Here is a 22,505-nt window from a genome sequence, read left to right on the forward strand (position 1 = left end):
AAAGGCACTGATGATAGCACTGTCGTTAGCAAGCTACTATTTTACGTCAGGAAGTAAGGGAGGGGGGCGGCCCGCGTTGGCGAGTGTTAGTCGAGTTGCATAAAAGAGAGGTTGGGGAGACTGCGAATTTCAAGCGAACTTGCGTGTGCACAGAGGCTGATGGTCCAGCCTTGCTGCTGCCATTGCCAGGCATGAACATTGCCCCTAGGGGCTAGCCGCTCAAGACGGGTGCTCAATACATGGCTTGAAGGAGTGCCGGACAGGCTATCCAGCTTGAACAGCGCTTCGTGGAGTGTCCATGCGCGGTAAAAGGCGTCTAGAGGTACAGCGGACTGATGTATCTTGCGGCGTACGTCGGCCTCAGGCAGGCACGCCACCAGCTCGGGTAGGCGTTTTTTATGTCGCAGGCGAACATGCTCGATGTCGATGCCCACCGGTGCCGTGGAAATACCTGCAATGACGCGCCCATCGCGGTGGGCAAGACACGCTTTCCAGGGGAGCGGCAGCGCTGGATGCCACGGCGCGCCGCTGCCTCTGGGAGACCACTCACTAACGGGGCAGTGGTAGCCGCGCGCATCGGCAAGCCTGGAGAGAAGCTCTCTGCCCAGCGCCGATAAACAAGCCCCGCTGCTGTGAGCGGGGGCTTGGGCCAACACAATGTCTAAATACGCGGTCATTAGTCGGCTAGCGTGACAACGTCACCTCGCAGCGCGACACCGGCCATAAGCGCCCCTGCATGGCACTCATACTCACTGGTCGAGGACATCGGCTGACGGTCATAAAAACTCTCAATGTTAACCACCGCATTACCGCCTTCCGCTTTGACGCGGTCTTGCAAGCTAAGAAGCGCCGAGAGCATGACCCACTCGCAGGCTTCTACATCAGACTTGTTGAAGGCATTGGTCTTTTTATTTGTGACGGCAGGACCATGCTCGGCGGTAATCTCGCCGTGCGGAGTGTCGCCAAAGATAAATTGAATATTGGAATCAAGCCGTGCTCTCGCATCGGGCGTGTTCATTGCGTCCTCAATAGAGAGCATGTGTGTCGTGTCGCGCGCATGGCTCGTCGTGCTTACTAGTAGAGCGCCTAGTAGCACCCCCATTAACATCATTCCTCGGCTCATTTAGCGTTCCTTCTTGCTGGGTTTAAGTACCTGAGAGCAGGTAGTGTGAGTGGCACTGAGTCGTAAGCGATATCAGGGCCAGCGGCGGAAGATCAACGAGGTGTTGATGCCTCCAAAAGCGAAGTTATTGCTCATGACATAGTCACAGTCAATGTTCCGTCCTGGGCCGTTCAAGTAGTCGAGTTCTGCACAGGCATCATCAAGGCGGTCAAGATTGGCGGTGCCGTGGAACCAGCCTTCCTGCATCATCTTGATGGCGACCCAGGCTTCCAGCGCACCGCAGGCGCCTAGCGTGTGGCCGGTGAAGCTTTTAAAAGCGCTAATGGGCAGGTTTGAGCCGAACACCGCGTGTGTCGCATGACTCTCGGCAATATCGCCCCGCTCGGTGGCCGTGCCGTGGGCGCTGACATAACCAATCTGCTCGGGCTGCAAATTTGCATCCTCCAGTGCCTGGCGAATCGCTTGCTCCATCATGCTGGCATCCGGCTGGGTAACGTGGCGGCCATCGCTGTTGGTACCAAAGCCCACAAGCTCTGCGTGAATGGTGGCTCCCCGTGCTTGGGCGTGCTCCAGTTCCTCAAGGATCAGCGTGCCTGCCCCTTCTCCGATCACCAGACCGTCGCGCTCGGCGTCAAAGGGGCGCGGCGAGGTGTGCGGCGCGTCATTGCGCGTACTGGTCGCAAACAGCGTATCGAAGACGGCCGCCTCGGAAGCCGAAAGCTCCTCGCAACCACCGGCAATCATGGCGGTCTGGTGTCCGAAACGGATGGCTTCGTAAGCATAGCCGATGCCTTGGCTGCCAGACGTGCAGGCACTTGAGGTGGTATAGATCCGCCCGCGCACCCCGAGAAAAACGCCGATATTGACCGGTGCGGTGTGGGCCATCATACGAATATAGGAGTTGGCGTTCAGGCCATCGGTCGACTTATTGATCAACATGTTGCCAAAGTCGGCAATGGCGTCGGGCTCCCCAGCGGAGGCGCCGTACGCGATCCCCATCTGGCCACTGCCTAAGAGCGGCGTATCCAGCAGGCCTGCATCTTCCAGCGCCAGCTCACTGGCACGCGTGGCCATCTGCGCGCCGCGGCCCATGCTGCGCAGCGCCCGGCGATGATAATGCGCAGGCAAGGTAACGTCGCGCACGGGCGCCCCAAGGCGCGTATTGAGGCCGTCATAACTTTCCCAGTCATCCATGTGGATAACGCCGTTTTGCAAACGCTCAAGGCGAGCCTTGATGCTTGGCCAGTCGTTGCCGATCGGCGAGAAACCGGCCATGCCGGTCACTACCACACGGCGCCCCAGCCCGCCCTGGCGTTGTACATTACTTGCCATCAGCACATCCCTCCGTTGACGGCGAATACTTGCCGAGTGATATAGCCAGCATCGGCTGAACATAAAAAGCCCACCGTGGCTGCGACTTCTTCGCTGGTACCGGTGCGTTGCATGGGAATTAACTTGAGCGCTTCCTCGGTAACCAGGTCGTCGGTCATGTCGGTGTCGATCAAGCCTGGGGCAACGCAGTTGACCGTAATGCGGCGTTTCGCCAGTTCCACGGCCAAGGCTTTCATGGCACCGATCAGCCCGGCCTTGGCAGCGCTGTAGTTGACCTGGCCACGGTTGCCCATCATGCCTGAAACCGAGGACATCACGACGATGCGGCCGGGCGCCCGGCGGCGAATCATCGGCATGACGAGGGGCTTCACAACGTTATAGAAACCGTCGAGATTGGTGTGGATCACGCTGTCCCAATCCTCATCAGAGAGCGCGGGGAAGGCGGCGTCGGCGGTAATGCCCGCATTGCAGACAACACCGTAGTAGGCGCCATGCGCTTCGATATCGGCGTCCAGCGCCTGCTGCGCCGCGGCCCTGTCGGCAACATCAAAGCACAGCACGCGGGCGTTGCGGCCCATATCACGAATCTGGTTTGCGACGGCTTTTGCCTCTGCCTGACGCTGACGGCAATGTACGACGATATCGAAGCCATCCCGCGCCAAGCGTAAGGCGATGGCTTGGCCGATACCGCGGCTTGAACCGGTAACCAGGATGGTATTCGTCATTGAGTTTTTCCTTGTTGCATCATTTCCAGCGCCTGTTGCGTATCGGGCTGAAACACGTTGAGTGTGGCGTTAGCGATCAGCTGTTGCTGAGCATCCAGCAAGCGCCCCTGAAACGCGCCCAGGCCATTATCTGCCCGAAAATCGAGCTCTACTTCGATGCGTATCGGCTGGTCGAAGTGAAAAAACGGCTGTTGGCACTGATAACGGCGCGTGCCGAGTAGAAAGCCAATTTTCGGCGTATCGCCTGACGTCACGGACTGCACACCCGCCCACGCGGCAACGGCCTGGGCAAGCCACTCTAACCCGACCCAGCCGGGAATGCCGTCTGGTGTGGCAAACAGGTCGTCGGGCTGGGGGACGACGCGGGCATGCAGGTGTTCGTCACCCACGGCCAGTAGCGTATCCAGAAGGCACATGCCCAGGCGGTGCGGCACGTACGGCGCGATATCGCAGGGCAGGTCAAGCCGTGCGGGGATAAGTGAATCATTCATTGAAACGTTCCAGCAACAAGGCGATGTTATTACCCCCAAACGCGAAGGCATTGCTGATCGCGCGACGGCCGTGATGAGTCGTCGCCTTGGCGTAATTCAGTAACGGAAGTTCTGGGTCGACGTCACTATCGTGAACCTGGGGCGGCAGGCGTCCCTCATTGAGCGTCAGCCAGCAGAACGCCGCTTCGAGCGCGCCGCAGGCGCCTAGCGTGTGCCCGGTCAGGGCCTTCGTTGAACTGCACGGTAGCGTATTGCCGAAAAGCGTTGCGACTGCCTTGGCTTCCATGCTGTCGTTCTGGCGCGTGGCGGTGCCGTGCAGATTGAGATAACCAATGGCCGTGGTGGGCAGCTGGGCCATGGCAAGCGCGGCTTGCATCGCCTGAATGGCCCCCTGGCCATCTGGCCGTGGGGCGGAAATATGGTAAGCGTCGCTGCTTTCACCGTAACCACTGAGCTGAATGCCGCCGATTTCCGCCGTCACCAGAAACAGCGCGGCGGCTTCTCCAAGGTTGATACCGTCACGCTCGGCCGAGAAAGGCTGAGAAGGACGGTCGCTAAGCGCCTCAAGCGAGGCAAACCCGTTGACGGTCAACCCGCAAAGACTGTCAGCCCCACCGGCGATGACCGCATCGCACATACCGCTCGCCAGCAGGCGTTTGGCGCTTGCCAGGGCGCGCGCACTCGACGTACAGGCGGTAGAGAGCGTGTAGGTTGGTCCGTCCAGGCCGAGCCACTCGGCAACAAAGCGGGCTGGTGAGCCAATTTCATGGCGCTGGTAATGAAAGTCGTCGGGCCAGTGGCCTTCGCGCTGACGCTCAGCCAGCGCCGTTTCGGTTTCGCCGATGCCGGAGGTACTGGTGCCGAGCACCACGCCGATACGCGCCTGCGGGTGCCGCTTGCGAAAAGCCTCAAGCGTCGGTGCCAACTGCTCCAGGGCGGCGGCCAGCAGCTGGTTATTGCGCGAACGGTGTGCTGGCGGTAGCGCCTGGGTATCGGGCAGGGAGGTCGTGACTCGGCCTAACGGTAAAGGCCGGCCGGGGGTAAACACGTCGTCATACTCAAGCCCACGACGGCCAGTAAACAGGGCGTCGGCTATGGTGGCTAGGTCGTCACCGATCGAACAGACCAGGGCCGGTGGCAGGAGGCGACAAGGAGGCATCTGAGACGCTATCAAGGGGTTAAGCATGGGGCGGTTGTCTGGTCGGTGTCACTAAGGGGCATGATATACAGGCGGTAACCTGCCTCAACGTCGTCAATTAACGTGCATGCCGAGTTACCGCTGATCCGCACCACGATACGCTGTCGATAGCGCATCGTGCGGCCCGTCTCATCCTCCTGGATTGACCAGGCGTTGGACCCAAAGGCTTGTTCAATAGCCGGTGCGGGCCACAGGTTCCAGCTCAAACGGCTGGCCAGCCACTCAGCGGTAAAGGGCGGCTCAAAGGCGGCATCCTGTAGAAAGCGGCTGCCGCTATCGTCGTGTATCAGAGTCAGCAGGCGCTGGCCTTGTGGGCTTAGTATGACCAGGCGCAACGTCTTGTCGTCGTGGCGCAGAACGCCAATCATCTCATGGCGCTGGTCATTATGTTCAAACGTCAGGCGCTGCCGCTGCGTTTCCATCGCCGGTAGTGTCGAGAGGCTGGGTACGGTCGCCACCGGCCGCCCGGCACAGCCGAACAGCAGAAGCAGGGCGCTGAGCAGTCCTGCCTGACATGCGAAGCGAAACAACGTGGTGGTCATTTTTCCTTCCCTGCGGTATCGCAGCTCATATCGGTACAGGCCTCTGCCAGACTGTCTAACCGCCGACGGCTGGCGGCAACGAACGGGTTTTCCTCATCCCAGGCGTAGCCGGCGAGCACTGAGCTGATCATGGTGCGTATGCGCGGTATCTGTTGGTCATTGAAGATGATCCGCGGTAGGCGGCCATCGTACCAGGCCTCCACGAATTCACGGAAGGTGGCAACGCCGCGTCGTAGAGGCTGTTCAAACTGGCTATTCCAATCGACGTGCTCACCGGCGAGCTGGCGCTCGACCAGGGGGGCGGCACGCAGGGCCGAATCCAGGGCAATGGTGACCCCTGAAGAGAAGACCGGATCAAGAAATTCGCCCGCGTTACCCAGTAAGGCAAAGCCGGGGCCGTGCAGTTGCTCTACATCTGCTGAATAACCCTCTAAGCGGCTAACCGCGCGAATGGCGTTCGCATTGACCAGTAGTTCGGCGAGCCTCGGTTCGGCACGTATGAAGTGCCAGAGGCGCTCCTCATCATTGATACCTGCAGCTTCCAGTGTTGCCCGGTCACCTACTACGCCGACCGATGCCCGCCCATTCGTGAAGGGAATCAGCCAGTACCAGATGCCGGGATGCTCAGGGTGCAAACCGATCAGGATCTTCTCGCGGTCGTAACGCGAACAATCAATGTGATCGTCAATATGGGTAAACAGCGCGCAGCGTGATTCAAGCGTCGAGGGGCGGGCAAGGCCGGTGAGGCGCGCAAGGACGCGACCATAACCACTGGCGTCGAGCACAAAGCGTGCGTGTAACGAGCGCTGCTCACCGTTGGCATCGACCAACGTAAGGCTGGGGCGCTCGGGGTCGGCGACAAAGGCTTCAACGCGGGTGTCAAACTCAACCTGGGCGCCCAGCTGGCGCGCGCCTTCGATTAAGCGCTGGTCGAAGTCAGCGCGTTCGATCTGCCACGTGGTGCCTGGGCCTGGCGTGAACTTGTCGCGAAAATCGATGGCCGCATAGCGATCCCGCCAAGTGAAGGCCGCCCCGTTCTTGGTTTGAAATCCGCCTGCCTTGGCGGCATCCAGCAGGCCACAGGCTTCAAGATGGACCATGCACTGTGGCAGTAAACTTTCGCCGATGGAAAAGCGCGGAAAGCGGCTGCGCTCAATCACCCGCACATCCAGACCCCGCTGGGCAAGCCAGGCCGCTGCAGCCGCTCCGGAAGGCCCGGCGCCGATGATGGCGACATCGGTGGTATCTTGGATATTCATGTGTTGCGTTGTTTCTATAGCCATCAGGGAGTGTCCTGTCGAGAAGATAAAGGCCTGGTGCCCGCCCTGGCAAACGGCACAAGTGCCCAAGCTGATGCAAGGCCAATGAGGCAAGTGAGCCCCAGGTAGTGAAGCGCCGGGGTAGCACTGAACGCCAGTAGGCCAAAGGCCAATAGGCTTGAGGCACACGACAGGCTAATGGCCAGCCAGGCAGCTGGGCTGTTGGGGTGTTCGGTGCTGAAGATACCCGCGTCGAGACCGATACCCAGTACCAGCAGCAATCCCAGTAGGTGGAAAAGCGTCAATCCGATATTAAAGGCGCTCAACAGCGCGATGGTTGACAGCAGTGCGCCCAGCGGGGGCAATAATACGCGCCAGGCCCGCCTGCGATAGCGAACGCCAAATATCACCGCAAGCCCCGCCACGGCGATGGCCAGGCAAAGGGCGATCTGGTCGCGGAGCTGCGACAGGTGGCTGGATAACGTTGCCACGCGGTCCTGGTAGAGCACGTATTCCGGTGCAGCAAGGTGAGTAAATGCCTGCTGAGCAGTACTGTCGGCATCGCCCAGCGTTATCAGCGCCGCCATGTCTGTACGCTCGACATCGGCGGTTGCGTCTAGCCAGAGCATGGTATCGGCTTGCCCCGCCGGGGTGTTGAGCCACGCCGTGATCGTCAGCAGCGGCACGCTTTCAAGCGAGCGCTGCGCGGTTTCCAGCAAGGTCGAAGGAAGGCCTGCCTGGGCGATCAGCTCGGGCAGGGCGTTACGGTAGGCCTGACGTACGCGCTCAAGGTTGGCGTCTTGCGTCGCTGGAGAGGGCACTGCTTGGGCCAAGTGGCGGTAGTGAGTCAAGTGCCCTTGCGCCTCTAAATCGGCAAGCGCTGCGTCCAGAGCTTCAAGGCGCTCCAATAGTTCGTCTTCCTGCTCGGCGGTGACAAGCAGGTAGCGGCTGGCGGTCGGGCTATCCAGCAGTATCTGCACGCGTTGCTGCTCGGTAATCAGCTCGGCAGGTGACGGGTTGAGCTGGCGAAGATCATCGTCAGCGGACAGCCGCGTGGCGATCATGACGACTGCGAGAAACCCAAGCAGGGCGAGCAGCCCCCAATACCTGGGCGCGTGAGGCGGTAAACGTAGACGGTTCAACTGAGTGGCAATCCGCATGGTGGCGGCATGAGGGCGCGGGGTGAACCACGGCAGCCAAAGCCGCACCGTTAGCCAGGCGCCAATTAGCCCCAGTGCCACGAACGTGGCCATCTGGCGCAGCCCCGGCAGCGGAGTGGCAAGCTGGACAAGATAGGCGACCAGGCTGGATATCAGGCCGAGTAATAGCCCCGGCCAAAGCCTGGCCAGCGGCTGTTCGGGCGCCAGCTGGCGAGCGCATTGAAAATGCAGGGCGTAATCTATCGCAATGCCGATCAAGCTAGCGCCAAAGGCCAGCGTCAGCAGGTTGAGCGTACCAAAAAGTAGCCAGGTCAAGGGCAGCGCAAACAGAATGCCACACGCCACCGGCAGCAACAGGCTGGCCAGTATCGAACCGCGCTGAAAGGTGACCCAGAGCAGCAAGGCGATACCCAGCAGCGAGCCAATGCCGATGGTCAAGGTTTCGCGCTTGGCCTGCTCGGCACCGGCGGCGGCGTGAAACACCAGCCCGCTTCGCAACAGCTCGGCTTCTGGGTGAGCATCGCTAAACTCCGCAAGCGCTGTGACAAGGCGTTGCTGCATGGCCATATCGTAGGGGCTGGCCGTGAGTTGACCGCTTACGATGAACCAGTTACCACTCTCATCCCTGACGGCAGGCAGGCCGTCGATCAGGCGAATGGGGCCCGCTAGGCGTTGGTCCTGCCAGTCATCCAGCAGGCCAAAGGGGTCCTGGCGTGGGTCAGCGCTACTTCCCGGCGTGAACAGCTGGCGCAGGCCTCGTTGCACCCAAGCGTCGTTATCGGCAGCGGCCAACGAGGGCGATAGCAGCCGATAACGGTACGCTGATAAGTCGCTGTCGGGGGTGTGCAGAAGGTCATCGTCGAAGGCTGTGACGCTAGCCGATTGTTTAAGACGGGTCTTGATATCCGCAACCAGTCGAGCCGGCGATTCGCCCTGCAACAGCAGCACGAAGCGATCCTCGAAGGCCTGCGTCAGGCGCTGCTCAGCGTGTTCGAGCAGCGCTCCCTGCCGGGTGTCCGGCAACAGCGTGGTAATGCGCGTATCCAGTGCTGCGCCCCTGCTCAGCAGGCTCGCCAAGAGCAAGGCGCAGCCCAGCAGCAGCCCCGCCCAGCCGATAGCTGCCAGACGCTCCAGGCGGCCGGGACGCGTTGCTTCACTCACGATGTATGCTTATCGTCTTCAAGACGCTCGCAAGCCGCACCGCTCAAGGTAAGCTCAAGGCGGTCATCATTGGTGAACATGATCTCGACACGCTCTACCTGCTGGTTGCCGTGAACCAGTAACTGGTCAAGCCGTTGGGCGATGTTCGCTTCACTGGGCGTCAGCTTGGCCTGCCACTCTTCCTGGGTGCCGCTGAGTTCGATGGCGAAGTATCCCTCTAACGCCTGCCAGTCACCTGAAAGCAGGCCACCAAGCACCGGTGCGACCGCCTGAAAGCCCATCGGTAGCTCATCGTTGTCCGCGCTCATCACCACGCGGTCATTAATGGGGGAGGTCGTTTGCCAGACAAGCCCTGCGTCTTGATGTTCAAAGGTTCCACGGCTTTCCAACTGACTGTTGAGATCGGCTAGCCAGCGTGTCTGCTCGAATCGCCCGCACTGCGGCGCATTGTCGGCCAAGCGTGCGGCGAGGTCGTCAGCGTCGGGAGCCGCCCAGGCGGCAGCGCTGGCGCTGATGGCTAGAAGGGTAAAGACAAAAAAAGCCGCTTGGTGAATAGCGCGCATCATTGATTGGCCTCCTGCCAGGCGAGCAGACGTTCCCGCAGAACGGGGGGCGATTCCAGGCGCATTTCGCGGTCTTCAATTCCGACGGCCACTTGTACGCTCCAGGCACGCGTCAGGCGTTTGCGGGTGTGTGCATCGCGAATGGTGTAGTCGATCTTGAGGCGGTTCTCCCACTCGCTCAGGCGCGCTTCGATTGCGATTCGCTGGGCGAATAGCGCTGGCGCCGCGTAGCGCAGGCGTAAATCGATTACCGGCCAGGCAAATCCTGAGGCCTGCATTTGGGGATAGTTGTAATCGAGCGCATCGAGCAGCGTGCAGCGGGCAATTTCCAGGTAGCGCACATAGTGGCCGTGCCAGGCCACCTGCATCATGTCGATATCGTGAAACGGTATCGTCAGTTCGGTCTCGTAGCGGGGCAGTTTGCCATCATCAAGCGTCATATAGGCTCCAGTGGCGTTGGCGAATCACGTCACACAGAGTGCGGAGTTCGTGTTCCAGGGCGCGGTCTTCGCCAAGTGCCGGAAAGATCTGGCGGCAGTCGGTCAGAAATTCAGCCAGGCGGCCGGGCAGCGGTGGCGCATCGCCTATCTGGCTGCGTAGCTCAACACCCTGACAGGCCGCGTGCAGAGTGGCGGCCGCGACTTGTTCTACCAGGGTGAGCACACGTAGCGCGTCGCGGGCGGCAATCGTGCCCATGCTGACCTTGTCCTGATTGTGGCATTCGGTGGAGCGCGAGAAAACGCTGGCGGGCATGGTCAGCTTCAGCGCCTCGGCGGTCCATGCGGACGCACCGATCTGCACGGCCTTGTAGCCATGATTAAGGCTGGCCCGCTCGGGGGCGGCACCGCTTAAGTTGCTGGGCAAACCATGATTAAAGCGAGCATCCACCAGCAGCGCCAGTTGGCGGTCGAGCAGATCCGCGAGGTTGGCGCAGGCCTGCTTGAGGCTATCCATGGCGAAGGCGACATGGCCGCCGTAAAAGTGGCCGCCGTGCATGACCTTGCCTTGTTCGGCGTCGATCAATGGATTGTCGTTGGCGCTGTTGAGTTCGTTCTCAAGAAACTGACGCCACCAGGGCAGGGCATCTTCCACTACGCCGATCACGTGCGGGGCGCAGCGCGTCGAGTAGCGATCCTGAAGGCGCGATGAGTTGCGCGGCGTGTCGGGCGCGTGGAGATCCTCGCGCAGGCGTTCGGCGACCTTGTTCTGCCCCGGATGCGGTTTGGCGGCGAAAAGCTCGGCATCAAAGTGGTAGGGGTTGCCGTTCAGCGCATGCACGGAGAGCGCCGTGATGCGGGTAGTCAGCCGCGCCAGATAAGTGGTGCGGGCGAAGGCGAACACGCTTAGCGCTGTCATCACCGCGGTGCCGTTCATCAGCGCGAGGCCTTCCTTGGGCTTCAGGCAATAAGGGGTCAGCCCGTGCTCGGTAAACACCTCCGCCGTAGGCCGCCGCTGGCCGTTATGAAAGACGTCCCGCTCACCGCACAAAACGGCGGCCAGGTAAGATAGCGGCGTGAGATCCCCGCTGGCTCCGACAGAGCCTTCTTCAGGAATCACCGGTATCACGTCATGTTCAAGCAACCATGCCAAGCGCTCAAGCAGCTCGACGCTGACGCCGGATACGCCGCGACAAAGCGAGACAAGGCGTACCATGATCACCGCTCGTGCGGCCTCAACCGTCAGTGCCTCGCCCAGCCCGCAGCCATGAAAGGTGTACAGCTGGCGGGGCAGTTGCTCCAGGTCGGAGGCGGAGACTTCGCGGGTGCAGGAGTCGCCGTAACCGGTGGTAACGCCGTAGACGACGCCCTCTTCCTCGAGCAGGCGCTCAAGAAAGGCATTGCCTTTGGCAATACGCTTACGAAAATCGGGTGCCGTCGACAGAGTGACGCGACGGCGACCTTCGGCAACGGCCAGCACGTCTTCAAGGCTGACCATCGATCCATCCAGAATGAGCGGTGCGCTAGTAAGAGGCCCCGCCGTCGGGTCACGCAGTATTGTCATGAAGGTATCCAGTATCATTTATCCAGAAGGGATAAAAATTGAACCATTGCAGCGGGTGCCGCCGAACGCGTTCGGCCAGGTGGTCGGCATGCGCCTGCATGGTATCGGTAATCCACGTTTCACGCTGACGACGAGGTAGGTCCCGGGTGTCGCCAAGAAGCTCAAAGTCGATCCTGAAGTGGTCATCATCGCGCACGCAGGCCAGCGTATAGAGGGGGCAACGCAGCAAGGTGGCCAAGCGGAAAGGGCCTTCCGGGAAGCTTGCTTGGTCGCCGAGAAAATCAAACGACTGGGTTCGCTCTCCTGACAGGGGAAGGCGGTCGGCGGCGATGACCACATAGCCACCGGCATTAATGCGCTCAGCCAGCGTCTGGGCAGTGGCTGGGGTGACTTCGCTGACTTCGAGAATCTGTGGGCGCGGCTTGCCCGTGACGCGTTCAAGCAGAGCATTGAACTTGCGTGCATTGCGGGTGTGCATCATTACCGTCAGGTCGAGATTGGTATGGCGTTCGGTCAGCGCATTCACTACGTCAAGATTGCCGTGGTGGGCGACAAGGATCAATCCGCCTTGACCGCCAGCGATCGCGTTAGTGAAACGCTCAACCCCGCTACCCACCAGGCGCTCGTCGGCAATATGGCCGCTCCACGCTTCGACCTTGTCCATCAGCGTTTCGCCAAAGGCCAGAAAGTGGCGATAGCTGTGCCACCAACGGGCGACAGGCTGCTGCTTGAGCGTGGGGTCAAGGCGTTGCAGAAAAGCCTGGGAAGCACGTCGCGCCGTGGTGTGGACGAGAAAATACCAGAGCATCACCGGCCATAGCGCCAGCCGAAAAGGCCAGCGGCCCAGGCGCCGCTGTATAGCCACCATCAGGGTCATCCCCAGCAGCGTGCCGCGTTCGCCGATCCGCGCCCAGTGGTAGTTCATGGGCTCGCCACGCGGTGTGGCTGAAAGCGCCGGGCGAGTAAGCGTGGCAGGCGCCACAACATGCCGAAAAACAGGCGCGTATGCATCAGCGATATCTGCCGGTTATCGCGCCATACGGCAAAATGGCTGATACCGTCGCGGGGGTAGTGCACGCGTACCGGCCGGTGCATCATGGCGCCTTGTTCCCAGTGCCAGCGCACCAGCACTTCGGTATCGAAGGTCATGCGATTGCCACAGGGGTGGCGGGCCAGCATTCGGTTGAGCGGTGCCACCGGGTAGAGCCTGACACCACACATCGAGTCGCGAATATCCAGCGATAAGGTATTTATCCACACCCAGATATGGGTGGCGTAGCGGCCATAGAAGCGCACTCGGGGCACGCTAGCGTCATAGCGAGGATAACCCACTACCAGCGTGTGCTGGGCTACCGTTAGCATGGCGAGAAACGCGGGCAGATCATCGACCCCGTGCTGGCCGTCGGCATCGACCTGAAGTGCATGGCTGAACCCCAACTGCTCGGCATAGCGTAGTCCGGCACGCACCGCCGCCCCCTTGCCCTGGTTAGTCTCAAGGCGCAGCAGGTGATGGCCCTGTTCAGCCAGGCGATCCAAAACGGCGGCACACTGTTGGTCACTACCGTCATCGACCAGCAGCAGCGGTATCTCCAGCGCTGTTAGTTCCTCGCATAGCGGGGTGATTGTCGCTGGATGGTTATACACAGGGATAAGGATACAGGGCCTTGGCTCAGCCATGCTGATCTCCCTTGGGCGTTTGCAGGCGAACCTGCCCGGTGCAGTGGCGCCCTTCCTGGGAGTCAATGCTAAACGCGATACCATCCTCGCGGCGGGTCAACTGTAGGGTGAAACGAGTGCCTGGCAGCAGCGCGCGCGTAAACTTCAAGCGCTCGATACCGAGAAACAGGCCTCTGTGGCCAAAGATATCGTGGGCATAATGGATGGCCCACTGCACCATCACCACGCCCGGAACCAGCGGGTATTGATCAAAGTGGCCTTCCAGAAACACCAGCCGCTCCGGAACTTCCAGGGTGAGCAGGCGACTATTGGCATCAAGAGGGTGTTCTCCCAGCCAGCGCGGCACTTTCGGGTCGTCCAGGTCGGCAAACAGACGGTTGATCAGCGTGCGGTCCAGCTTTCCCTGGGCATTGCTTGGCAGCGTTTCAACAAAGCGCCAATAGCGGGGCACGGCAATAGGCTCCAGGTGGTCGGAAAGGTTTTCGCGCATACGCTGGATCAAATGCTGCCGAGCATCACGCTGGTGCGGAATCGATGGTTTGTCCAGCACGATCACGGCGCCCAAGCGGCTGTCGGCACGGTCGAGATCAACGCAGCGAACCTCGCTGACCGCTTCCACTGCCGTAAGAATGCGCTCGACATGGTCGAGCGAGATGCGCTTGCCGCCAATCTTGACCAGACGATCCGCTCGGCCCTGCAGCGTGAAGCCGTCATCTGCCGGCGCCGCCTGGTCAGGCTGATGCCACCACTGTTGAGGTGTCTCCAGAAACGGCGACCGCAAACTCAGGCTACCGTTTTGAAACGATAACTCCACGCCGGGAAGCGGCTGCCAGCTGGAGCGGCGTGTTTGGCGACGCTGGGCAATGCCGCCCGTTTCGGTACTGCCATAAATCTCGATGACCGGCGCCTGTAACAGGCGTTCAGCAAGCTGAGCATGTGCCAGCGCTAAGGGCGCACCTGATGAGAACACGCGGGCAGGCGGCGTAGCGGCGTGCCAGGGCAGGTGCTCGGGCAAGCGCGACAGCTGCGCGGGGGAGCTGACCACGACCGGATGCAGGCCTGCTGTATCGGCTTCCTGCAACCGGGCCATTAGCGCTTCGGGATAACGGCTTTCACCACCGCAGAACGGCGCGCCCGCACATAAGGGGTGCAGTATGCCGGTGAGCAGCCCGTAAATATGCTGGTGGCTGACCTGGGAAATAACCCCGCTGTCTACCAGTGGCCAAAGCCTGGCGTGGGCTGATAACTCTGCCTCCAATTGATCAAAACGCTTGGCTAACTGAACGGGGTTGCCGGTGGAGCCTGAGGTGGATAGCACAACGGCGGTAGCGCTCGGGTCCAGAAATGCCGTGCGGGGGCGTGTTTCAGCGCCCTGCGGGAGCCGCGGCTCAGGCATATCGGGCAGGGTGCCATCGACTTCGCTTGCCAGCCGGGAGAGCGTTTCGGGGCGATCATCGGCGGGTAGCACGGCGACCCGGCCGCTTTCCCATAAGGCGATCAGTGCGGCGCAGAACGCTAGCGGTTGCTGCTGGCACAGCAGCCAACGGCCGGCGGGTTTGTCCGCCAGCCAGTGGTGCCATGCATCAATATGCGCCGTAAGCGAAGCGCCACACACCCAGTGGCTGGGAAGTGACTCATGACGGGGAGCGGATCTACGCCAGGGTAACTGAGTAAGCGAGATAAAGGTCATGTCAGGCGGCTCCGCAGCTGATGACGTATTAACCATTCACCGGTAAACATGACGGCGATTAGGCCATAGCTGATGGCACCGTTGTACAGTGTCCATGTTGCCAAGCTTGCGTACAGCGCTGTCCAGCTTGCGATGGCACCGTTGAGTATGAAAAAGCCACACCATGCCCAAGTGACATTTCGGGTATAGCGTATGCCGGCGGCGGGCAGCTCGGGCTCGCGCAGGCGCGCCAAACGTTCGATGACCGGCACTCCTCGCCACAGGCTAGAGAGAAAAATAGCCAGCATGACCGCGTTTACGGCCACGGGGTATGCGCGCATGCCGAGTTCCGCGTGCCCCAGCCCGCCCAGGGCGACCAGCAGAACCGCCGCAGCGGCTGCCAGATAGCGCGCTTGAGGCATTCTCCAGGCGAGTAGTGCCGCACCGATGACCAGTAACGGCCAGCTGCCAACGTCATCATGCAAAAGCAGTACCAGTAGTGGCCACATCAACGCGCACGCCATGCTTGCGTATTTGGACATGGTTACTGCTGCATCAAGTGTTCGACGGCAGTGACAACATCGCTGATCGTGCGCACTGATTTGAAATCCTCAGGCTTGATGCGTCGTCCAGTGAATTGCTTTAGCTCGACGACAAGGTCCACCGCGTCGATGCTATCGATATCCAGGTCCTCATAGAGGCGGGCGTCGGGCTCTATTTCGCTGGCATTGAGGTCAAACAGATCAACCAGTGTCTTGCGAATATGGGCGAGTATTTCTTCGCGCTGGTGATCAGCGGTTTCAATTGACACGGCGGGCCTCCACGAGTGCTTGCAGCGCCGCGAGGCTTTCGAAATGGCGACGCGTCTCATCGGCCTCGGAATCAAGCTTGATACCGTACTGCTTTTGCAGTGCCAGCCCGAGTTCAAGCGCATCGATAGAGTCAAGTCCTAGCCCTTCGCCAAACAGGGGAGCGCTTGGGTCAATATCGGCAGGCGTAATATCTTCAAGCTCTAGCGCGTCAATGATGAGACGCTTGAGTTCAAGTTCCAGCGCCTGATTGCAGGTTTCTATCATGATGGAAGTGTTCCAGTTCTCTGTTGAAGTGGTCGCTCAGCCATTGAGTTAGTTGTCTAGCGAGCTGGCCGGTTGGTTGTTGGCTAGCGGAATCAACGTGCAGGTCGTCAAGCACGCTAAGCTCCATTAAAACCCTGGTAGCGGGGATGTGGTACCAGGGTTCGTGTTTTGTCAGTGTGGTCGGCGTGCAGCGTATCAGGACAGGGGTGAGCGCTGTACCGGTGCGTAGGGCGATATTTGCTCCCCCGCGACGAAATTTGATCGGGCGTTTCGGGCTAGTGCGGGTGCCTTCAGGAAATAGAATCAGTGAGTCACCTCGTTGCAGGCTCTGACGGGCAGCCTCCAGCACTGACTCGGGGTCATCGTTGGTGATATAGCCCGCAGCACGAATAGGGCCGCGGGTAATAAAATTGCGGGTCAGCCGACCCTTTACAATGCAGTTGGCATGAGACGTGTAAGCGATTAAAAAAATAACGTCGATGAGCGAGGGGTGATTGGCAATCACAAGCAATCCAGGGCGTTTGAGGCGCTCAGGGTTGTCAACGCGGTAATCAAGCACGCCAAGGCCTTTCATCAAATTGATGAATCCGAGAAAGCAGACGCGGATAAGGCGGCGCGCCAGGTAGCGGCGCCGCTCAGTATTACGCACGCAGAGATTCAACAGTGGCGCAATCACCAAGCCAATGAAAAGGCCACCGATCCCGAAGACGGTGAAGGAAATAGCCGTACCCAAGCCGCGATACAGTTGGTTGATACTCATTCCTGCTCCAGATGCCAGCGCTGTCGACCGTTTAGGAAAGCGGTCTCCCCACTAAGCCACTGCAGCACATTGACCGGTGTCGGAGAAGCGCTGTGGGCTGATGTAGATGCCGTGATGGCGCGACCTCGTTGCAGAGTTAAGCGCATGCCAATAACACAGGCTGTGCCTGGATGCTGTGTTTCGCCCTGATAGGCCGCAGGAAGACAGCTTTCTGAAAATGCGGCAACTACGGCGGGGTAGCCCGCTTGCAAATACCCATACGACTCGTGAAGAAGCGCATCAAACTCATCACCACAAGCGCCTAACGCCTGCAAGGGACGGTGATGCGATTGCGCAATAGAGTGAACGCCCAGAATAGCGTTATGCACTGACATTGAGAAGCGGGTAGGGGAAATCGGGTCGCCCCGCTGCAGACTCTCCAGCATTGCGAGCGTATGCGTCGTATCGCCATGCCGTGAGGCATGCACCAAGGGGGCGTTAGCCTGTGGGTCGAGTTCTCGCAGAATATCGCAAGTGGCGCGCCCCGTATCATCAAGCCGTCGCCGCAGCATAGCAGGCAGTTCGCTACTCAGTTGGGCCGAAATAAGACGATTTGGCTTAACGGTTGCCATTGCCTCTTCAGGAAGCCAGCCCCGCCAGTCTTCGATAAATAGAGAAAAGGACATCACTAGCAGCCTGCTCAAAAAAGGCGGCTACTTTAACTTAATTATAGCTTGGTTTCAAGTAATAACTGCAATTTCATTACGCGGCGAGTAAATCGTCTCGCCGCCCTATAAATAACTCATTCGGTGATCGTCCACCTCTGGTCGCTCTGGGTCTGCTGTTCAGTCGATCCATAACAAACTGAACCTGCTCATCCGTCACCTTGCTTAAGTCTGTTCCCTTGGGGAAGTACTGGCGGATAAGGCCGTTGGTATTCTCATTGATCCCTCGTTCCCATGATGCATAAGGGTGGGCAAAATAAATATCCGCCTCCAGACCTTTCGCTATATCCTCGTGCCCAGAAAATTCAAGACCATTATCCAAGGTGATGGTTTTGATTCTGGCTTTGAGCGACGCCAAATGCTCAATCGCTGCAGCCGCCAGCAGGTCGGCTCTTTTGCCCGTCAGGCGAACAATGACCGTATACAGCGTCTTACGCTCAACCATCGTCAGCAGAACGCCCTTGCGACCCTTGCCGATGATCGTATCGCCTTCCCAGTCACCAATTCGGCTACGCCGGTCAACGACCGCAGGGCGCTCATCAATACTCACTCTGTTCTTGATCTTCCCTCGCCGATCATAGCTGCCATAGCGCTTGCGATAGGGCTTTGACGCTACCCGAAGATGCCTATACAAATCGCCACCGTTGGCCTTGTCTGCGTAAATCAACTGGTAAATCGTCTCGTGGTGCAGACATACGCCTGTGTGCCTTCTCAGGTAATCGGCAACCTGCTGCGGACTCAGCTCCTGACGAAGCAAGGTTTCTATCTCACCTCGCACCTCGTCCGTCACCTTCCGTGCCTTGTAGGCATCATGCCTCCTAGCGCTCGACAGCTTCTGTGCCTGCCCAGGCCGATAACCTCGAAGCCCTCTGTTACGGCGAAGCTCCCGGCTGATCGTGGACGGACTCCGCTCCATTTTCTCCGCTATCGCCAATTGGCTGTGGCCTGCTTTTTTTAGAATGTAAATCTGGTATCGTTCGTTTTCGGTCAGCTGGTTGTAGCTCATCAGTGCTTTTCTCTTGGTCGGGAGGAGCGCCGACTCTACCAGCTGGCCGCCCTCTTACCAATTGCACTTATTATCCGAAACCGCGTTTATTTATTAAAAACAGATTCTTAATTTATTTTTTGGCTTTTAAAGCGATGCTAAAACGCGAGCATGCTGCATAATTGGGCATGCTGCTGATGCTCTGCGGCATGTTGGTGCTAAAGAAGCGCATTCATTGGGCATTTGAGCGTCAGCGTTGTTCGTATAACCCACGCTCATGCCGGCTGTTATTCATGAAGATAGGCAGCGTCTATATCGAGCGTGGAGTACTCGCCAAGAGCATCGAAATGTTCCCCTAGCCAGCGTTCAGCCGCGGCTTGGCCCTGTTCAAATAGATGGCATAAAAAAGGCCACTCAGAATTAGATTTACTGGAGACCGAAAGCCCATCAAGCGCCAGCTCCCCGCTAATGCGGTGGAATAGCGCCTGCTGGTAGCAGTTTTCAATACCCTGTTCATCAAACGCCTGCTTGAGCAGCGCAATCATGCGGATTTCTTTAATCAGCGCTGAGTTAAACGTGATCTCATTGAGCCGGTTCATAATCGCCGACGCCGAAGTGGGCACTTCATTGCGACTGATGGGGTTAATTTGTATCAGTAGGATGTCTCGCGTGCTGCACTCTTCCATCAATGGGAAGAGCGCAGGATTACCCATATAGCCTCCGTCCCAATATGCGTCGCCGTCGATTTCCACCGCTTGGAACATAAAGGGTAAGCAGGCAGAGGCCATTACTGCGTCAACACTCATCTCTTCACGGCGGAACACGCGTTGCTTACCTGTGCGCACGTTCGTGGCTGTTACAAACAACTTAAGCTGTTGGCATTGTCGAACCCGCTCGAAATCGATGTGGTTGGCGACGATATCGCGCAGTGGGTTAATGTTAAGCGGGTTGAGTTGATAGGGCGAGGCCACCCGGCTCAATAGATCCATGGCAACAAAGCCGGGGGAGTGGTCCAAGCTCCAGTTGCCGGTCAATATATCCATCGGTGAGCGGCGGATGGGGCTTGCCATACCAGCCCGGCTAACTGCCTGCCAAAAATCGTGGAGCGCTTGCCTCGCGGTCTCTTTATCGCCCCGGGTCAAGGCGTCAGCCATCACCACGCCGTTCATCGCCCCGGCGCTGGTGCCGCTAATGCCTTCTAGCTCAATGCGATCATCCGCCAACAGGCGGTCAATGACGCCCCAGGTATAGGCCCCGTGCGCACCGCCACCTTGTAACGCAAGATCTAGCTTTTTGACCTTTGCCATGTGCTTTTTCCCATTGCGACTGATAAAGAGACTAGTTGCAGTGAGACCAGCATCGCATAGGCCACTAGGGAAGACGAGTATACCGCGTGGGGCGTGGGCAAATTTTACGGCGCGCCCGCTAACGGTGAGTGATGATTAAATGAGTAAGGCGTTTCATAGATAGCGTGTTCCATAAGGCTCAGCAGGCTGTAACTTGTATGAAAAGCTTGGCTGCCATTAACGGCGGGCAAGTTGGGTGGCCGCCGCTGTGCAGCCTAGAAACGCTGAGGTGGCAAGCCACTCGGCGTCGGGGTAATAAGCGAACACATATTGGTCCTCTTTGAGGCTGTTGATCAGTGGGTAAGTTACGTCTTCGCGTACCGCTGGGCAGCCATGGCTGCGTCCTAGTCGGCCGGTTTGGGTAATGAAAGCATCGCTTACATAATCGGCGCCGTGAATCACAATGGCGCGCTCAAACGCTAGGTCGTTAACGTTAGGTTCAAGCCCCTGCAGGCGCAGCGAATAGCCGTTGCGGCCATAGTAGCTATTCATGGTACGAAATAGACCAATGCTGGACTGATGGCTGTCGGGGGTGTTCGAGAACAACTCTGCCTGGGCGTCGCCGGAGCCCTGACCGTGCGACACCAGCTCTTCGAAAAGTAACTTATGCTGGCGCAAATCAAACACCCAAAGGCGTGGCTCGGTAGAGGGTAGTGAGTAATCGATAACTGCAAGGCGCTCGGCATTAGGGTCGGCACAGTTAAGCGCTTGAGAGGCCAAGCGCAGCGCTGCAGGCGTTGCTTGGGGGGCGAGCTGCAGAAGCTGATGGTGTAGAGGTATTACACCGGGCGGTGGCGTTGATGCTACCTGGGCAAAAAAACTAGTGGCGTGAAGCGGTAATGTAAATAAAGTTAACGGTAGGGAACATAGTAACGCGGCAATATTTAAACGAAGAGCCATATAAATCGATCCTGCAAGCAATATAAGTCATGATGAAGAGTAGCCAACTAAGATAAGCGCTAATATAAAAAGTGTTAGCCGGCGGATGTAAAAAACTGAAGTTGGGGAACATAGTAACTCAAGGAGAGGGCGATGAACGATAGACAGCCACTAAGACAATGGGCGATAGGGGTCGCTTTATGTCTAACGCTTACCCACAGCTCTTTAGGGATCAACCTTGCGTATGCGGACTCAGCGCCGTTGCAGCAAGCGTTAGCACAACAATTAACCGCTGTTGAAGCCAATCGGCTGCCGCTTGCTGAGTTCTATCAATTACGCGAAGGGAAGCCTGCCTGGCAAACAGCATCAGCCGTCGAGTCGTTGGTGGGTGCGCTAAATCGCTTGGAAAACGATGGCTTAGTACCAGAGGATTACCACGCTGACACGCTGCTTGATGAGTTTCAGCGCAGCAAGCCTGGCGGTGACACGGCGCAGGCGTTATTTGATCTCAAGGCCACCGAGTCACTGTTGCTGGCACTAGATCATTTAGAGCGTGGCAAGGTCAATCCCCGTGATGTTGAACCTCACTGGGATTCACCGCGCCCGGAAAGCAGTTACTCACTGCTCCGCGTGGTGCATGCCGTTGAGGATGGCGAGCTGGACAACGCTATCGCGCTGGTTCGGCCCTCCTCGGGCGAGTATCAACAGTTACGTGACGCTTTAAAACAGCATTATCAGTTGGCGGACCTAGGCAGTGCGCCTTACTTGGCGGCGCGTGAAGAGTCGCTGCGGCCTGGCGACGAAGCTGACGACGTGGTCGCGCTGCGCCAACGCCTGACGCTGTGGGGTGAAACAGAGTTAATGGTGGCTGACAGCAGCGCGTATCCGCTCATTGGGGTGCAGTCCGCGTCTAACCGCCGTGCCTTTGATGCGCCACTTGAAGCCGCTGTTAGACGCTTCCAGCGTCGTCATCTGTTACAAGAAGATGGCGTCGTAGGTGAACAGACCCGCCTGGCGCTAAATACCCCGGTGACAACGCGAATCGATCAACTGCGGGTCAATCTAGAGCGCGCGCGCTGGATTCGCCCGATGCAGTCTGCCGAGCCACGGGTGTGGGTCGATATTGCCGGCTACCGGATGCATTACGTACGCCCTAATGGCCAGCATTGGGATGCCCGAGTAGTGGTAGGCTCACCGCGCCGCGAAACACCGATTATCCACTCTACGATTAGCCATTTAACGATTAACCCTTCGTGGACGATTCCACCAACCATTATGCGCGAGGATGTGTTGCCCCGTGTGCGCGCGGATATTGATTACTTGGCACGCCAAAATATTCAGGTCATTAGTACCTCGGGAGAACCGCTCGTTGCTGAAGAGATCGACTGGCAGCGTCCCGGCAGTGTGATGTTGCGCCAAGTGGCAGGCGCGGGCAATCCGTTAGGCCGGGTCGTCGTGCGGTTTCCCAATGATGACATGATCTATTTGCACGACACTCCCGCACGCGGGCTATTTCAGCGTAACCAGCGCGCGCTGAGTTCCGGCTGCATCCGCGTAGAAGGTGTGACGGAATTAGCGCAAATGCTGCTTCAAGATACCGGCAGTCATTACCAGATGAACAGCCTGTTAAGTGGCGGAAGCGATCGCAACGTGCGCTTGACCCAGCGAATCCCGGTTGCACTGCACTACTTAACCGCGTGGCCCAATGCGCAGGGCGAAGTGGAGTTTAGGCCCGATATTTATCGCCGTGATGCCGCGCTACTCGCAGCCTTGCAGCGGCCTGTTTAAGCTGACATACCTAATCTGTCTCAACCTAACGCAAAACACCGCCATTTGGCGGTGTTTTGTAATTTA

Annotated in this window: 24 protein-coding genes; 1 reads left to right on the forward strand and 23 read right to left on the reverse strand. The window is 58.8% G+C overall.

What is annotated here, in order from left to right:
- Nucleotides 1-86 precede the first annotated feature (86 nt).
- The 23 genes from ACQE2I_RS04210 to ACQE2I_RS04320 all read right to left on the reverse strand — a co-directional run bounded on the left by ACQE2I_RS04210 (nucleotide 87) and on the right by ACQE2I_RS04320 (nucleotide 20,672).
- Entirely contained in the window at nucleotides 87-677 is a 591-nt protein-coding gene (locus ACQE2I_RS04210) for a 4'-phosphopantetheinyl transferase superfamily protein (protein WP_193084797.1), read from the reverse strand.
- Entirely contained in the window at nucleotides 677-1,123 is a 447-nt protein-coding gene (locus ACQE2I_RS04215; RefSeq protein ID WP_226912060.1) for an excinuclease ATPase subunit, read from the reverse strand. The genes ACQE2I_RS04210 and ACQE2I_RS04215 overlap by 1 nt, the downstream gene beginning before the upstream one ends.
- 72 nt (nucleotides 1,124-1,195) lie before the next feature.
- On the reverse strand, nucleotides 1,196-2,455 hold the full coding sequence (locus tag ACQE2I_RS04220; protein ID WP_427030218.1) for a beta-ketoacyl-ACP synthase: 1,260 nt from the start codon (nucleotides 2,453-2,455) through the stop codon (nucleotides 1,196-1,198).
- The gene (fabG, locus tag ACQE2I_RS04225) at nucleotides 2,455-3,180 is read right to left on the reverse strand and encodes a 3-oxoacyl-ACP reductase FabG (protein ID WP_193056557.1); all 726 of its coding nucleotides are present in this window, start codon (nucleotides 3,178-3,180) and stop codon (nucleotides 2,455-2,457) included. The genes ACQE2I_RS04220 and fabG overlap by 1 nt, the downstream gene beginning before the upstream one ends.
- Complete coding sequence (locus ACQE2I_RS04230; protein ID WP_193084796.1) at nucleotides 3,177-3,671, reverse strand: hotdog family protein; 495 nt, start codon at nucleotides 3,669-3,671, stop codon at nucleotides 3,177-3,179. Before ACQE2I_RS04230 ends, fabG begins: the two co-directional genes overlap by 4 nt.
- On the reverse strand, nucleotides 3,664-4,830 hold the full coding sequence (locus tag ACQE2I_RS04235) for a beta-ketoacyl-ACP synthase (protein ID WP_427030219.1): 1,167 nt from the start codon (nucleotides 4,828-4,830) through the stop codon (nucleotides 3,664-3,666). The genes ACQE2I_RS04230 and ACQE2I_RS04235 overlap by 8 nt, the downstream gene beginning before the upstream one ends.
- Before the next feature lie 11 nt (nucleotides 4,831-4,841).
- A complete protein-coding gene (locus ACQE2I_RS04240; protein ID WP_427030220.1) occupies nucleotides 4,842-5,411 on the reverse strand; it encodes a DUF3261 domain-containing protein in 570 nt (189 codons plus the stop codon).
- A complete protein-coding gene (locus ACQE2I_RS04245) occupies nucleotides 5,408-6,694 on the reverse strand; it encodes an NAD(P)/FAD-dependent oxidoreductase (RefSeq protein ID WP_427030221.1) in 1,287 nt (428 codons plus the stop codon). The genes ACQE2I_RS04240 and ACQE2I_RS04245 overlap by 4 nt, the downstream gene beginning before the upstream one ends.
- A complete protein-coding gene (locus tag ACQE2I_RS04250) occupies nucleotides 6,694-8,991 on the reverse strand; it encodes an MMPL family transporter (RefSeq protein WP_427030222.1) in 2,298 nt (765 codons plus the stop codon). Before ACQE2I_RS04250 ends, ACQE2I_RS04245 begins: the two co-directional genes overlap by 1 nt.
- Nucleotides 8,988-9,557, reverse strand: a complete 570-nt coding sequence (locus ACQE2I_RS04255; protein ID WP_427030223.1) for a LolA-related protein — start codon at nucleotides 9,555-9,557, stop codon at nucleotides 8,988-8,990. Before ACQE2I_RS04255 ends, ACQE2I_RS04250 begins: the two co-directional genes overlap by 4 nt.
- Entirely contained in the window at nucleotides 9,554-9,994 is a 441-nt protein-coding gene (locus ACQE2I_RS04260; RefSeq protein ID WP_193084792.1) for an acyl-CoA thioesterase, read from the reverse strand. The genes ACQE2I_RS04255 and ACQE2I_RS04260 overlap by 4 nt, the downstream gene beginning before the upstream one ends.
- A complete protein-coding gene (locus tag ACQE2I_RS04265) occupies nucleotides 9,984-11,555 on the reverse strand; it encodes an HAL/PAL/TAL family ammonia-lyase (RefSeq protein ID WP_427030224.1) in 1,572 nt (523 codons plus the stop codon). The genes ACQE2I_RS04260 and ACQE2I_RS04265 overlap by 11 nt, the downstream gene beginning before the upstream one ends.
- Nucleotides 11,539-12,480, reverse strand: coding sequence for a glycosyl transferase (locus ACQE2I_RS04270; RefSeq protein WP_427030225.1), 942 nt, complete (start codon nucleotides 12,478-12,480; stop codon nucleotides 11,539-11,541). Before ACQE2I_RS04270 ends, ACQE2I_RS04265 begins: the two co-directional genes overlap by 17 nt.
- Nucleotides 12,477-13,232, reverse strand: coding sequence for a glycosyltransferase family 2 protein (locus tag ACQE2I_RS04275; protein ID WP_427030226.1), 756 nt, complete (start codon nucleotides 13,230-13,232; stop codon nucleotides 12,477-12,479). The genes ACQE2I_RS04270 and ACQE2I_RS04275 overlap by 4 nt, the downstream gene beginning before the upstream one ends.
- Nucleotides 13,225-14,922, reverse strand: a complete 1,698-nt coding sequence (locus tag ACQE2I_RS04280) for an AMP-binding protein (protein WP_427030227.1) — start codon at nucleotides 14,920-14,922, stop codon at nucleotides 13,225-13,227. The genes ACQE2I_RS04275 and ACQE2I_RS04280 overlap by 8 nt, the downstream gene beginning before the upstream one ends.
- Complete coding sequence (locus ACQE2I_RS04285; protein WP_226930563.1) at nucleotides 14,919-15,443, reverse strand: hypothetical protein; 525 nt, start codon at nucleotides 15,441-15,443, stop codon at nucleotides 14,919-14,921. The genes ACQE2I_RS04280 and ACQE2I_RS04285 overlap by 4 nt, the downstream gene beginning before the upstream one ends.
- A gap of 2 nt (nucleotides 15,444-15,445) precedes the next feature.
- Nucleotides 15,446-15,712: an acyl carrier protein gene (locus ACQE2I_RS04290; RefSeq protein ID WP_319022683.1), complete on the reverse strand. Its 267-nt coding sequence runs from the start codon at nucleotides 15,710-15,712 to the stop codon at nucleotides 15,446-15,448.
- The gene (locus tag ACQE2I_RS04295) at nucleotides 15,702-15,977 is read right to left on the reverse strand and encodes a phosphopantetheine-binding protein (RefSeq protein ID WP_172117640.1); all 276 of its coding nucleotides are present in this window, start codon (nucleotides 15,975-15,977) and stop codon (nucleotides 15,702-15,704) included. Before ACQE2I_RS04295 ends, ACQE2I_RS04290 begins: the two co-directional genes overlap by 11 nt.
- The gene (locus tag ACQE2I_RS04300) at nucleotides 15,943-16,737 is read right to left on the reverse strand and encodes a lysophospholipid acyltransferase family protein (protein WP_193056544.1); all 795 of its coding nucleotides are present in this window, start codon (nucleotides 16,735-16,737) and stop codon (nucleotides 15,943-15,945) included. The genes ACQE2I_RS04295 and ACQE2I_RS04300 overlap by 35 nt, the downstream gene beginning before the upstream one ends.
- On the reverse strand, nucleotides 16,734-17,402 hold the full coding sequence (locus tag ACQE2I_RS04305) for a beta-ketoacyl synthase chain length factor (protein WP_319022682.1): 669 nt from the start codon (nucleotides 17,400-17,402) through the stop codon (nucleotides 16,734-16,736). Before ACQE2I_RS04305 ends, ACQE2I_RS04300 begins: the two co-directional genes overlap by 4 nt.
- Before the next feature lie 76 nt (nucleotides 17,403-17,478).
- Entirely contained in the window at nucleotides 17,479-18,447 is a 969-nt protein-coding gene (locus tag ACQE2I_RS04310) for an IS30 family transposase (RefSeq protein WP_032608318.1), read from the reverse strand.
- A 266-nt stretch (nucleotides 18,448-18,713) separates the two neighbouring features.
- Nucleotides 18,714-19,733: a patatin-like phospholipase family protein gene (locus ACQE2I_RS04315; protein WP_427030228.1), complete on the reverse strand. Its 1,020-nt coding sequence runs from the start codon at nucleotides 19,731-19,733 to the stop codon at nucleotides 18,714-18,716.
- Nucleotides 19,734-19,949: 216 nt separating this feature from the next.
- Nucleotides 19,950-20,672, reverse strand: coding sequence for a murein L,D-transpeptidase catalytic domain family protein (locus tag ACQE2I_RS04320; protein ID WP_427030229.1), 723 nt, complete (start codon nucleotides 20,670-20,672; stop codon nucleotides 19,950-19,952).
- 132 nt (nucleotides 20,673-20,804) lie between these two features.
- Between ACQE2I_RS04320 and ACQE2I_RS04325 the strand changes: the two genes are divergently transcribed.
- Nucleotides 20,805-22,439 (forward strand): L,D-transpeptidase family protein, encoded by a 1,635-nt coding sequence (locus ACQE2I_RS04325; RefSeq protein ID WP_427030230.1) that lies wholly within the window; start codon nucleotides 20,805-20,807, stop codon nucleotides 22,437-22,439.
- Nucleotides 22,440-22,505 lie beyond the last annotated feature (66 nt).

The organism is Halomonas sp. H2 (assembly GCF_050215315.1).
Classification (GTDB): domain Bacteria; phylum Pseudomonadota; class Gammaproteobacteria; order Pseudomonadales; family Halomonadaceae; genus Vreelandella.